The sequence below is a fragment of the Bacillus timonensis genome (genome assembly GCF_004799755.1).
Taxonomy (GTDB): Bacteria; Bacillota; Bacilli; order Bacillales; family Bacillaceae_L; genus Ferdinandcohnia; species Ferdinandcohnia timonensis_A.
Map to the genome: position 1 here is coordinate 170,839 of NZ_SLUB01000004.1, position 12,728 is coordinate 183,566.

Consider the following 12,728-nt stretch of genomic DNA (forward strand, 5'->3'; position numbering starts at 1 on the left):
ATAATTACTGATGAAAGAGTGGGGCTTCCCACTCTTTATTCTTTGGCTGAGGCTAAATTGTGTAATAACTTTTTTTTAAGATGGAACTTCTCTATATTTTCCAACTGCCTCCCTGCTACTATAGCAGGGTGTTTTTACACTACTTAGGAAATACTAAAGAACAAAAACGAAAATTCCTTTTCAGCTTAGGAGGAAAAACATGAGTAAAAAGGTAACACAAATAGTGGAAGAATTAGTGATACCTATATTAACTGAATTACAGATGGAACTTGTAGATGTTGAGTATGTAAAGGAAGGAAAAGACTGGTTTCTTCGAGTCTTCATCGACTCTCAAAAAGGCGTTGATATAGAAGATTGTGGAACAGTTAGTGAAAAATTAAGCGAAAAGCTTGATGAAATTGATCCAATTCCTTATAACTATTTTCTCGAGGTTTCAAGTCCCGGTGCTGAACGTCCGTTGAAAAAAATGAACGACTTCGAAAAGGCTATTGGAAAACAGGTATATGTGAAGACATATGAACCAATAGATGGTGAAAAGATTTTTGAAGGAGAGCTTGCATCCTTTGATGGAAGTATAATTACTATCAACATAATGGTCAAAACACGCAAAAAATCTGTAGAAATTCCGTATGAAAAAATTGCAAATGCAAGACTTGCTGTTACTTTTCATTAATAGTTAGAATTCATAAGGGGGATTAGAAGACAAATGAGTAGTGAATTATTAGATGCCTTAACATTGCTCGAGAAAGAAAAAGGCATTAGTAAAGATGTAATTATTGAAGCAATTGAGGCAGCACTGATTTCTGCATATAAGCGGAATTTTAACCAGGCTCAAAATGTAAGAGTTGATTTAAACTTAGCAAACGGTTCAATGCGTGTGTTTGCTAGAAAAGATGTAGTAGATGAAGTGTTTGACCCTAGACTCGAGATTTCCATAGAAGAAGCTAGAACCATTAATCCAAATTACCAAGTAGAAGACGTTGTGGAAATTGAAGTAACTCCAAAAGACTTTGGCAGAATTGCTGCTCAAACTGCCAAGCAGGTTGTCACTCAACGTGTACGTGAAGCTGAAAGAGGCGTTATCTATTCCGAGTTTATTGACCGTGAAGAAGATATCATGACAGGAATTGTTCAACGTTTAGATTCCAAGTTTATCTATGTTAGCTTAGGAAAAATCGAAGCGTTGTTACCTGTAAATGAACAGATGCCAAATGAACATTATAAGCCACATGACCGAATTAAAGTCTACATAACAAAGGTTGAAAGAACGACAAAAGGACCACAAATCTTTGTTTCTAGAACACATCCTGGATTATTAAAACGCCTTTTTGAAATCGAAGTTCCGGAAATCTATGATGGAACAGTTGAAATTAAGTCAGTTGCGAGAGAAGCAGGAGATCGTTCAAAGATTTCTGTTCACTCTGATAATTCTGAGGTAGACCCAGTTGGCTCATGTGTTGGTCCTAAGGGGCAACGTGTTCAAGCTATCGTGAATGAACTAAAAGGTGAAAAAATTGACATTGTCAAATGGTCTGATGATCCAGTTGTTTTTGTGGCAAACGCGTTAAGCCCATCAAAAGTACTTGATGTCATTGTTCATGAGGAAGAAAAAGCAACAACTGTTGTTGTTCCTGACTATCAATTATCATTAGCAATCGGAAAACGCGGGCAAAATGCACGTTTAGCAGCAAAATTAACAGGATGGAAAATTGACATTAAGAGTCAAACAGAAGCTGAGCAAGCGGGTATATTCCCTAGAGACGGCTTTGGATTATTTGACGATAATGATGAAGAAGAGCTAGAGGTTGAAGCATTCGATTTGCAATCTGAAGAAATCGAGTGAGGTGAAGGAAATTGGTAGGTAATAAGAAAATACCATTACGTAAATGCATAGCTAGTGGTGAAATGAAGCCAAAAAAGGAACTTGTAAGAATTGTACGATCCAAAGATGGCGAAGTGTCAATTGACTTGACTGGAAAAAAGTCGGGACGTGGTGCGTACCTCAGTAAAGATAAAGAATGTATTTTACTTGCAAAGAAAAAGAACATTCTTTCAAATCAACTGAAAGCAACAATTGATGATTCGATTTATGAAGAATTACTTCAGTTGGTAGATAAGGAGTAGCCTTTATCGATGGAAAACAAGGAATGGATGTCATTATTGGGTCTTGCCAATCGAGCGAGAAAAGTTATTTCAGGTGAAGAACTGGTTGTAAAGGAAATTCGCAATGGAAACGCAAAGTTAGTTCTTTTATCTGAAGATGCGTCAGCAAACACTACAAAGAAAATTACGGATAAAAGCACGTATTATCAGGTTCAACTTCGTACTGTAAGCGACCGCTATACATTGGGTCATGCGATTGGCAAAGATGCCAGAGTAGTTGTCGCAATAACAGAAAGTGGGTTTGCAAAAAAGATGAGTCACTTGCTCGATTAACATATTTGGGGGTGAACATATGAGTAGAATGCGTGTATACGAATATGCAAAAAAACAAAATATCTCAAGCAAGGAAGTTATTACGAAGCTTAAAGAGATGGACATTGAGGTTAAAAATCATATGGCAACAATTGAGGGAGATATTTTGAAAAAACTAGATCAATCATTTGAAAAGAAGTCAGAACAGGTTAAGCCTGCAAAGGAACAAACGAAAAATAATAAACCAGTACCACCTGCTAATGACGATGAAGTAGTGGTTGACAAAAAAGAAACAAAGAAAAAGCCTGTACCTTCTAAAAATCGTGATGGTAAAAAGCCTGATAACCAAGGTCAGAAAAAGGCATTTCAACCAAGGGATAATAGGAGAAATAAGAACAAACAAAAAGGTAATCATCGTTCAAACAACAATCATCAACCAATTCAACCAAAGCCAGAAAAGAAATTACCTGAAAAAATTACGTTTGTCGGTTCATTAACGGTTGGGGAATTAGCTAAAAAACTTGGTAAAGAACCTTCAGAAATTATTAAGAAGCTTTTCATGCTAGGTGTTATGGCTACAATTAACCAAGAACTTGATAAAGATTCAATCGAACTAATTGCATCTGATTATGGTGTAGCTGTAGAAGAAGAAATCGTATTCGATGTTACAGAATTCGAACAGTATGTCGAAGAAGATAACAATGAAGATCTTATCGAGAGACCTTCAATTGTAACAATTATGGGACATGTCGACCATGGTAAAACGACTACCCTTGATTCAATCCGAAATACTAAAGTAACAGCTGGCGAAGCTGGTGGTATTACGCAGCATATTGGTGCATATCAAGTTGTTGTAAATGGTAAGAAAATCACTTTCTTGGACACTCCGGGACATGCTGCGTTTACAACTATGCGTGCTAGAGGTGCTAAAGTTACAGATATCACAGTATTAGTTGTTGCGGCAGATGACGGTGTAATGCCTCAAACAGTTGAAGCAATTAACCATGCAAAAGCTGCTGAGGTACCAATTATCGTAGCTGTGAATAAAATGGATAAGCCAACTGCGAATCCAGACCGCGTTATGCAGGAATTAACAGAGCATGGTTTAATTCCTGAAGCTTGGGGTGGAGATACTATCTTTGTTCCAATTTCTGCGTTAACAGGAGAAGGCATCGACAATCTGCTTGAAATGATTCTTCTCGTTAGTGAGGTCGAAGAATATAAGGCCAATCCAAAGAGAAGAGCTACAGGTACAGTAATTGAAGCCAAGCTTGACAAAGGAAGAGGTTCAGTTGCGACATTATTAGTTCAAAATGGAACATTACGCATCGGTGATCCAATTGTAGTTGGAAACACATTTGGTCGTGTCCGTGCAATGGTGAATGATGTAGGTCGCCGGGTTAAGGAAGCAGGCCCATCAACTCCAGTTGAAATTACAGGATTAAATGATGTACCACAAGCTGGGGATCAGTTTGTTGTCTTTGAGGATGAAAAGAAAGCACGTCAAGTTGGGGAAGCTAGAGCACAAAAGCAATTAGTTGAACAACGTGGCGATAAAGTAAAAGTTAGCCTTGAAGATTTATTTGAACATATTAAACAAGGTGAAATGAAGGAAATTAATCTTATTGTTAAAGCCGATGTTCAAGGTTCTGTTGAAGCTTTAGCGGCATCTCTTCAAAAAATAGATGTTGAAGGTGTTAAAGTTAAGATTATTCATACTGGAGTCGGTGCAATTAATGAATCAGATATTACACTTGCATCAGCATCAAATGCGATTGTAATCGGCTTTAATGTACGACCTGACGTGAATGCAAAGCGAACTGCTGAAGCAGAGGAAGTTGATATCCGACTTCACCGAATTATCTATAAGGCAATCGAAGAAATTGAATCTGCAATGAAGGGTATGCTTGACCCTGAATTCGAAGAGAAAGTAATTGGGCAAGCAGAAGTTCGTACGACCTTCAAAGTATCAAAAATTGGTACAATTGCTGGTTCTTACGTAACTGATGGTAAAATCACTCGTGACAGCGGTGTTCGCCTAATTCGTGATGGAGTCGTTATCTTTGAAGGAGAAATTGATACATTAAAACGATTCAAGGATGATGTAAAGGAAGTTGCGCAAAACTATGAGTGTGGTATAACAATTGCGAAATTCAACGATATTAAAGAAGGAGATATCATTGAAGCATTCGTGATGCAAGAAGTGGATCGTCATTGATTGGCTATGTGGAGTGCGAATGTGTCATTTATGATGCAAACTCTTTAAAAGCAAAACGAGCCGTATTGCAAAGTGTCATGACTCGACTCAAACAAAAGTTTAATGTTTCAGTTGCAGAGGTAGACTATCAAGACACATGGCAACGCACCAAGCTAGCAATTGTTACTGTATCATCGAGCCGAAAGCATTCTGAACTCGAATTAAACAATGCGCTAAAGTTTATTGATTCTTTCCCAGAATTAGATCGAACAATAACCGACTTTGAGTGGTTATAAGAGGTGAAAGCTAGATGAGTTTACGACCTAATCGTGTTGGAGAACAAATGAAAAAGGAACTAAGTGACATCATTGGACGGAAGATCAAGGATCCTCGGATTGGATTTGTAACTGTAACCGACGTCCAAGTTACTGGAGACCTGCAGCAAGCTAAAGTTTTTATTTCGGTTTTAGGTGATGAAGAACAAAGACAGAATACGTTAAAAGGTCTTGCGAAAGCGAAAGGCTTTATCCGATCAGAAATCGGTCAGCGTATTCGTTTACGAAAAACGCCTGAGATTCTATTTGAATTTGATGAATCAATTGATTATGGGAATCGAATTGAATCGATCCTTCATGAAATAAATAAGCAATCAAATCAAGAATCAAACCGAGAATAAGGGAGTGGATAGACTTTTAATAAAGTCTATCCCTTTTTTTCAGTTGATTTAAAAAATAATGAACAAAAGTATAGTGAAAAAAGGAAACGGGAGTGGCTCTAAGTGGATGGAATTCTACTTCTCAATAAACCAAAAGGGATGACTTCCCATGATTGTGTTTTTAAAGTTCGTAAGTTAGTAAAGATGAAAAAAGTGGGCCATACTGGTACGCTAGACCCAGATGTCTCAGGGGTATTACCTATTTGTCTAGGTAGAGCAACGAAAATCGTTGAATACGTAACAGCCGCAAATAAAACCTATGAAGGAGAAGCGACCATAGGGATTTCAACGACTACAGAAGATGCATCTGGTGAAAGAGTCGAAGAAAAGAGAGTAGACCGTCAAATTACAAAAGCTGATGTCCTAGATGTGCTTGATTCATTAACCGGTGAAATTATTCAAACACCACCAATGTATTCTGCGGTTAAAGTAAATGGAAAGCGCCTTTATGAGTATGCTAGACAAGGGTTGGTAATAGAAAGACCATCTCGTAAAATAACCATTCATCAACTAGAACTACTCAGTGATATCGTTCAAAAGGAAGGAACTGTCTCTTTTCGTTTCCGTGTAACGTGCAGTAAGGGTACCTATGTACGAACGTTAGCTGTTCAAATGGGAGAGAAACTAGGTTATCCAGCACATATGTCCGACTTAAAAAGAACTTCTTCAGGTGAATTTACCCTTAATCAATGCATGACATTAGAAGAAGTAGGACAACATGTTCAGAATGGAACAATTGGGGAACATCTTCTAACGATTGAAGACGCCCTTTCCCATTTGCGCAAAATTTTAATTAATGATAAAGTAGCAGAGAAAGTAAAAAATGGGTCTGTTTTTCCGGTACCAAATGAACTAAATGAGATTTCGGTCGGGGAGCCTATTGCTATCCTACATAATGGAGAAATCCTAGCAATATATCAAAGACATCCAGAAAAACCAGAATTGATAAAACCTATTAAGGTATTAGTTAATAACCAAGAATTAAAATAGGTGATTCGATAAGAAAAGGTGAAATAGAAGTGAAAACAATTCATATCACACACCCACATTCTTTTAATCAAACAGATTTACCACCAACTGTTTTAGCTTTGGGATATTTTGATGGTGTTCATCTTGGTCATCAAAAGGTAGTTGAAACTGCAAAGAAGGAAGCAGAGATACAAGGAATCGCGTGCTCCGTCATGACCTTCGATCCCCATCCATCAATTGTCCTTAAAAAGGATGTTACAAATGTTGAATATATTACGCCATTACATCATAAACAAGCTTTATTTGAAGAAATGGATCTTGATTATTTATACATTGTGAATTTCTCATCTGAGTTTGCAAGTTTATCACCCCAACAATTTGTGGATCAATACATTATTGGTCTGAATGTGAAACATATTGTTGCAGGGTTTGATTTTACATTTGGTCGTTTTGGAAAAGGAACGATGGAAACTCTTCCTGAACTTGCCGGCGGACGATTCACTCAAACAACGGTTGAGAAATTCACGTTCAAGAATGAAAAAGTCAGTTCAACAGTTATCCGAGATTTGATCCAAAGAGGAGAAGTTGATCAACTTGCACCACTTTTAGGTAGATTCTATACGGTAAAAGGAATCGTAGTAGATGGGGAAAAACGTGGAAGAACGATTGGCTTTCCGACAGCTAATGTAAAAACGAGTGCGGACTATATTATTCCTAAAATGGGAGTCTATGCAGTTCGTTTAAAAGTCGGTTCAACATGGCATAATGGTGTTTGCAACCTTGGTGTTAAACCTACCTTTCATGAAAACGAGACTGTGCCTTCGATAGAAGTCCATCTGTTTGATTTTAATGATGACATTTATAAAGAAGAAGTTATTGTTGAATGGCATAAAAGAATTCGCTCCGAAAAGAAGTTTTCGTCCATTGATGAATTAATTAAACAAATTGGACGCGATAAGGAACAAGCAAAGCAATATTTTGAGAAAATAAATGAACATACTTGCTTTTTATCATAAAAAGATGTATTCTATTTAAGTATGAAAAAGAACCATTGCGTGGCAGTCCGAATCACCAACGTCTGCTAGGTAATCGGGGATACTATTATAGGAGGTGAATAGGATGGCTATCACACAAGAGCGTAAGAATGAAATCATCAGCGAGTTCAAAACTCACGAAAATGACACTGGTTCACCAGAAGTTCAAATCGCTGTCCTAACTGAGCAAATCAATAAGTTAAATGATCATTTACGTACACACAAGAAAGATCATCATTCACGTCGTGGTCTATTAAAGATGGTTGGTAAACGTCGTAATTTATTAACATATCTTCGTAATAAAGACGTAACTCGTTACCGTGAATTAATCAACAAGCTTGGACTACGTCGATAATCTACGAAAAAGCGGGAGCATTCCCGCTTTTTTATTAGGTTAAAAATGGAGGGAATTTTTTCCTTTCGTTTCTAGCAAATTTCAACAAAATTCACTTTACATATTGAACGAGTATTGATATGTTCGAATAAATTAGTTCATACTATCAATACATAATATACATTTGAATGTGATTTAGAGAGGGGTACTGTTATATGGAACAAGGAAAGCAAGTTTTCTCCATGGACTGGGCTGGTAGGCAACTGACCGTAGAAATTGGTCAATTAGCGAAACAAGCTAACGGAGCTGCATTAGTTCGCTATGGAGAAACGGCTGTCTTAAGTACAGCAACCGCATCAAAAGAGCCAAAACCATTAGATTTCTTTCCACTTACTGTAAACTATGAAGAACGATTATATGCAGTTGGAAAAATCCCTGGAGGATTTATTAAACGTGAAGGTAGACCAAGTGAAAAGGCAATTCTAGCAAGTCGTTTAATAGACCGTCCAATTCGACCTTTATTTGCTGATGGATTCAGGAATGAAGTACAAGTAATAAGCATCGTCATGAGTGTAGATCAGGACTGTTCTTCTGAAATGGCTGCAATGTTTGGTTCATCATTAGCACTATCTGTTTCAGATATTCCATTTGAAGGCCCAATTGCAGGTGTAACAGTTGGTAGAGTTGGCAATCAATTTATTATTAACCCTTCAGTGGCAGACCAAGAAAAAAGCGATATCCATTTAGTTGTTGCTGGTACAAAAGATGCAATTAACATGGTTGAAGCGGGTGCTGATGAGGTTCCTGAAGAAGTGATGCTTGAAGCAATTATGTTCGGACATGAGGAAATCAAGCGTTTAATCGCATTCCAAGAAAAGATCGTGGCTGAAATCGGTAAAGAAAAAATGGAAATTCCTCTATATGAGCTTGATGCGGAGCTAGAAGCACAAATTCGAGCAAAAGCAGAAGAGGACATTAATAAAGCAGTACAAGTTGCCGAAAAGCATGCTAGAGAAGCTGCAATTAATGAAGTAAAAACAGCAATTGTTGCAGAATACGAACAACAGGAAGTAGAAGAAGCTACGATTAAGCAAGTAAAAGAAATTCTTAACAAGCTTGTAAAAGAAGAAGTTCGACGCTTAATCACAGTTGAAAAGGTCCGTCCGGATGGAAGACAAATCGATGAAATTCGTCCGCTTTCATCAGAAGTAGGGATCCTCTCTCGTACCCATGGTTCAGGATTATTTACACGTGGACAAACCCAAGCATTAAGTATTTGTACACTTGGTGCATTAGGGGATGTGCAGATCCTTGATGGATTAGGTATTGAAGAGACAAAACGATTTATGCATCACTATAATTTCCCACAATTTAGTGTAGGTGAAACGGGTCCAATGAGAGGTCCAGGTCGTCGTGAAATTGGACATGGTGCTTTAGGAGAGCGTGCTTTAGAGCCTGTTGTTCCATCTGAAAAGGATTTTCCGTATACAATCCGTCTCGTTTCTGAAGTTTTAGAATCAAATGGTTCTACTTCTCAAGCAAGTATTTGTGCAAGTACACTTGCCATGATGGACGCGGGTGTACCGATTAAAGCTCCTGTAGCTGGTATCGCAATGGGACTTGTTAAATCAGGTGAGCATTATACTGTCCTAACAGATATTCAAGGAATGGAAGACCATTTAGGAGATATGGACTTTAAGGTAGCTGGTACATCAAAAGGTGTTACAGCCTTACAAATGGATATTAAAATCGAAGGTCTCTCTCGTGAAATTCTTGAAGAAGCCTTACAACAAGCGAAAAAAGGTCGTATGCAGATACTTGATTCGATGTTAGCGACATTAACAAATCCTAGATCTGAGCTTTCTAAATATGCTCCTAAGATTTTAACAATGGCGATTAATCCGGATAAGATACGAGATGTTATTGGACCAAGTGGTAAACAAATCAATAAGATCATTGATGAAACTGGTGTCAAAATTGATATTGAACAAGATGGTACAATCTTCATCTCTTCTGTTGAAGAAGCTATGAATCAAAAAGCCAAGAAAATCATTGAAGATATCGTTCGTGAGGTCGAAGTTGGTCAAATGTACCTTGGTAAAGTAAAACGTATTGAAAAATTCGGCGCTTTTGTTGAAATTTTCAGTGGTAAGGATGGACTTGTTCATATTTCTGAACTTGCTGAAGAACGAGTTGGAAAAGTTGAGGATGTTGTCGCAATCGGGGATGAAATCCTTGTCAAAGTAACAGAAATTGATAAACAAGGCCGTGTAAACTTATCTAGAAAAGCCGTTTTACGTGAACAAAAGGAAAAAGAACAACAATAATAAACAATTTTGAAAGCCTGGTAAACCGGGCTTTTTAAGTTTTTAAACAGTTCCGTTAAATTTTCGTTTTGAGTTCTACCTTGTCCCTCTTTTACATATTTTCTAGTAAAGAGGGGGATAGCTATGAAAAAACAGTACATACAATTTTTTGTTTTTATTTGTATTTTATTAATTTCAATTGGTTCATTACATAATCCATTTACAAATGATTACGTGAAGGGATTAAAAGAAAGTGCTGACGCAATCCCTGTTAGTAAAGGTGATCATCTTTTAAATGAAATTGAAAAAAGAGCGATTGAATATAGTATTCCAGCTGAAGATGCTAAAATAGACCCTGTTTGGAAAGCAACTCCTGGCTTAAATGGCCTTGAAGTGGATATTCAAGCTTCATATGAAAAGATGAAAAAAAATGGTGCTTTTGATGAGAACAAGCTTGTGTTTAAACAGATTTCACCAAAGGTTCATTTAGAGGATTTACCTACATCCGCAATTTATCGTGGGAATCCGAACAAACCGATAGTTTCATTTTTAATCAATGTAGCATGGGGGAATGAATATATTCCAGATATGCTTGAAACCCTAAAAAAACATAATATAAAAGCAACTTTTTTCTTAGAAGGTCGATGGGTTAAGGAAAATCCGGATTTAGCAAAAATGATTGTAGATGCCGGCCATGAGGTTGGCAATCATTCTTATACACATCCCGATATGAAAAAATTGTCATCAGAGCTTGTAAGGGAACAATTAATCAAAACAAATCAAGTCATTGAGGCAGCAACAGGTATAAAGCCGACCCTTTTTGCCCCTCCAAGTGGAAGTTACCGTGACGAAGTTGTTAAAATAGCGGATGAGCTTGGTATGAAAACAATTATGTGGAGTGTTGATACAATTGACTGGCAGCGGCCACAACCACATGTTTTGGTTCAAAGAGTAATGGGTAAAATCCACCCTGGAGCCATGGTTTTAATGCATCCGACATCACCAACTGCTCAAAGCCTTGAAAGATTAATTCTATCAATTAAACAAAAAGATCTTGCAATCGACAATGTTTCTACATTATTAAACGAAGAACGAATCATACTAAAGAAAAAGTAATCCGTTGTTTTTAGAACAGGAGGAATACAGCCTTGATCAAAAAATATACTTGTCAAAATGGTGTAAGAATCGTATTAGAAAACATCCCAACTGTTCGATCAGTTGCAATAGGTGTCTGGATTGGGACAGGGTCACGAAATGAAAACCCGGAAAACAACGGGATTTCACATTTTCTAGAGCACATGTTTTTTAAAGGAACAAAAACAAGAACTGCAAGAGAAATCGCAGAGTCTTTTGATAGCATAGGTGGACAAGTAAATGCTTTCACATCTAAGGAATATACTTGTTACTATGCAAAGGTGTTAGATGAACATGCAAAATTTGCATTAGATGTCCTAGCTGATATGTTTTTTCATTCAACCTTTGATGAAGAAGAATTGAAAAAAGAAAAAAATGTCGTCTTGGAAGAAATCAAAATGTACGAAGATACGCCTGATGATATCGTCCATGACATATTAAGTAAAGCGAGTTATGAGAATCATCCTTTAGGTTATCCGATACTCGGCACCGAAGAAACGTTGGAAAGCTTTAACGGAGATAAGCTACGTCAATATATGGATGAAATGTATACACCGGATAAAGTGGTTGTATCAATTGCAGGGAATATTGAAGAAAACTTTATTTCTGAAGTTGAAACGTATTTTGGCAGTTATTCTGGTAATCAAACAAAACAGGAGCTCCAGAAGCCTACATTCCATACAAATAAAATCACACGTAAAAAAGAAACTGAACAAGCCCATCTCTGCTTAGGCTTTAATGGATTACAAATTGGGGATAAAGATGTATATGACTTAATTGTATTAAATAATATTCTTGGTGGAAGCATGAGTAGTCGACTATTCCAAGAAGTTCGTGAGCAAAGAGGTCTTGCTTATTCTGTTTTCTCCTATCATTCTTCTTATAAGGATACAGGAATGGTGACAATCTACGGGGGAACCGGCAGCAAACAATTAAATCTTTTATTCGAGACGATCCAGGAAACGTTAGCAAAGCTAAAAGCAGAGGGTATTACTGAAAAAGAATTAAAGAATAGCAAGGAACAAATGAAAGGTAGTCTGATGCTTAGCCTTGAAAGTACAAATAGCCGGATGAGCCGAAACGGAAAAAATGAATTATTATTAAAAGCACATAAGAGTCTTGACCAAATTATAGACGAAATTAATGCAGTTAATGAAAATAGTGTGAATGCAATGGGAAAACAAATATTCACCGATGATTTTTCGCTAGCGTTAATTAGTCCAACTGATGATTTACCAATTAAGCTTTCAAACTGAATTTACTTCTAAAAAAGTGGACTACTCCATAGAATGTACAAAGAACATTGAAGGGGTGGTCTCTTTTGAGGTTGAGTGAATTAAGTGGGAAAGAAATTGTTGATGTCAAACGTGCTGAAAGACTGGGTGTTTTAGGTCAAACCGATTTAGAAATTGATGAAAGAACAGGTCAAATCAAGGCGCTTATTATTCCCTCTTTAAAATGGTTCGGTTTCAAAAAGCAAGGAAATGAAGTTCGTGTGTCGTGGCAACATATTCGTAAAATTGGAACGGATATGATTATCATTGATATGCCAGAAGAAAATGGATCAGAGGAAAATGAATAAAGAAAAGTGAAGCCCACGGTATTCCGTGGGTTTTTTCTATTC

The 12,728-nt window shown here is 37.1% G+C and carries 14 protein-coding genes; all 14 read left to right on the forward strand.

Translation table 11 applies throughout. The annotated features are described in order from the left end of the window. The first annotated feature begins 199 nt into the window (after positions 1 to 199). The 14 genes from rimP (at position 200) to E1I69_RS04400 (ending at position 12,686) form a co-directional block, all read left to right on the forward strand. Positions 200 to 673 (forward strand): ribosome maturation factor RimP, encoded by a 474-nt coding sequence (gene rimP, locus E1I69_RS04335; RefSeq protein WP_136378376.1) that lies wholly within the window; start codon positions 200 to 202, stop codon positions 671 to 673. A gap of 33 nt (positions 674 to 706) precedes the next feature. After that, positions 707 to 1,843, forward strand: a complete 1,137-nt coding sequence (gene nusA, locus E1I69_RS04340; protein WP_136378377.1) for a transcription termination factor NusA — start codon at positions 707 to 709, stop codon at positions 1,841 to 1,843. Between the two features lie 11 nt (positions 1,844 to 1,854). Then, positions 1,855 to 2,124, forward strand: a complete 270-nt coding sequence (gene rnpM, locus E1I69_RS04345; protein ID WP_136378378.1) for an RNase P modulator RnpM — start codon at positions 1,855 to 1,857, stop codon at positions 2,122 to 2,124. A 9-nt stretch (positions 2,125 to 2,133) separates the two neighbouring features. After that, positions 2,134 to 2,436, forward strand: coding sequence for a YlxQ family RNA-binding protein (locus tag E1I69_RS04350; protein WP_116350545.1), 303 nt, complete (start codon positions 2,134 to 2,136; stop codon positions 2,434 to 2,436). Between the two features lie 19 nt (positions 2,437 to 2,455). Continuing rightward, complete coding sequence (gene infB / locus E1I69_RS04355) at positions 2,456 to 4,633, forward strand: translation initiation factor IF-2 (RefSeq protein ID WP_136378379.1); 2,178 nt, start codon at positions 2,456 to 2,458, stop codon at positions 4,631 to 4,633. Then, the gene (locus E1I69_RS04360; protein ID WP_136378380.1) at positions 4,630 to 4,908 is read left to right on the forward strand and encodes a DUF503 domain-containing protein; all 279 of its coding nucleotides are present in this window, start codon (positions 4,630 to 4,632) and stop codon (positions 4,906 to 4,908) included. Before infB ends, E1I69_RS04360 begins: the two co-directional genes overlap by 4 nt. A 14-nt stretch (positions 4,909 to 4,922) precedes the next feature. Then, the gene (gene rbfA / locus E1I69_RS04365; RefSeq protein ID WP_116350542.1) at positions 4,923 to 5,288 is read left to right on the forward strand and encodes a 30S ribosome-binding factor RbfA; all 366 of its coding nucleotides are present in this window, start codon (positions 4,923 to 4,925) and stop codon (positions 5,286 to 5,288) included. A 102-nt stretch (positions 5,289 to 5,390) separates the two neighbouring features. Next, entirely contained in the window at positions 5,391 to 6,317 is a 927-nt protein-coding gene (gene truB, locus E1I69_RS04370; protein ID WP_136378381.1) for a tRNA pseudouridine(55) synthase TruB, read from the forward strand. Positions 6,318 to 6,346: 29 nt separating this feature from the next. Beyond that, on the forward strand, positions 6,347 to 7,312 hold the full coding sequence (gene ribF / locus E1I69_RS04375) for a bifunctional riboflavin kinase/FAD synthetase (protein ID WP_136378382.1): 966 nt from the start codon (positions 6,347 to 6,349) through the stop codon (positions 7,310 to 7,312). 103 nt (positions 7,313 to 7,415) lie between these two features. Continuing rightward, the gene (gene rpsO / locus E1I69_RS04380; RefSeq protein WP_136378383.1) at positions 7,416 to 7,685 is read left to right on the forward strand and encodes a 30S ribosomal protein S15; all 270 of its coding nucleotides are present in this window, start codon (positions 7,416 to 7,418) and stop codon (positions 7,683 to 7,685) included. Positions 7,686 to 7,879: 194 nt separating this feature from the next. Continuing rightward, positions 7,880 to 9,991, forward strand: coding sequence for a polyribonucleotide nucleotidyltransferase (gene pnp, locus E1I69_RS04385; RefSeq protein ID WP_136378384.1), 2,112 nt, complete (start codon positions 7,880 to 7,882; stop codon positions 9,989 to 9,991). 123 nt (positions 9,992 to 10,114) lie between these two features. After that, on the forward strand, positions 10,115 to 11,086 hold the full coding sequence (locus tag E1I69_RS04390; protein WP_136378385.1) for a polysaccharide deacetylase family protein: 972 nt from the start codon (positions 10,115 to 10,117) through the stop codon (positions 11,084 to 11,086). Positions 11,087 to 11,118: 32 nt separating this feature from the next. Continuing rightward, positions 11,119 to 12,360: a M16 family metallopeptidase gene (locus E1I69_RS04395; protein ID WP_136378386.1), complete on the forward strand. Its 1,242-nt coding sequence runs from the start codon at positions 11,119 to 11,121 to the stop codon at positions 12,358 to 12,360. A gap of 65 nt (positions 12,361 to 12,425) precedes the next feature. After that, complete coding sequence (locus tag E1I69_RS04400; protein WP_136378387.1) at positions 12,426 to 12,686, forward strand: YlmC/YmxH family sporulation protein; 261 nt, start codon at positions 12,426 to 12,428, stop codon at positions 12,684 to 12,686. Positions 12,687 to 12,728 lie beyond the last annotated feature (42 nt).

Coding starts and splice junctions, on each gene's coding strand:
- nusA (WP_136378377.1), top strand. CDS start 707: ATGAGTAGTGAATTATTAGATGCCTTAACATTGCTCGAGAAAGAAAAA.
- E1I69_RS04350 (WP_116350545.1), top strand. CDS start 2,134: ATGGAAAACAAGGAATGGATGTCATTATTGGGTCTTGCCAATCGAGCG.
- pnp (WP_136378384.1), top strand. CDS start 7,880: ATGGAACAAGGAAAGCAAGTTTTCTCCATGGACTGGGCTGGTAGGCAA.
- infB (WP_136378379.1), top strand. CDS start 2,456: ATGAGTAGAATGCGTGTATACGAATATGCAAAAAAACAAAATATCTCA.
- E1I69_RS04390 (WP_136378385.1), top strand. CDS start 10,115: ATGAAAAAACAGTACATACAATTTTTTGTTTTTATTTGTATTTTATTA.
- rpsO (WP_136378383.1), top strand. CDS start 7,416: ATGGCTATCACACAAGAGCGTAAGAATGAAATCATCAGCGAGTTCAAA.
- rbfA (WP_116350542.1), top strand. CDS start 4,923: ATGAGTTTACGACCTAATCGTGTTGGAGAACAAATGAAAAAGGAACTA.
- rimP (WP_136378376.1), top strand. CDS start 200: ATGAGTAAAAAGGTAACACAAATAGTGGAAGAATTAGTGATACCTATA.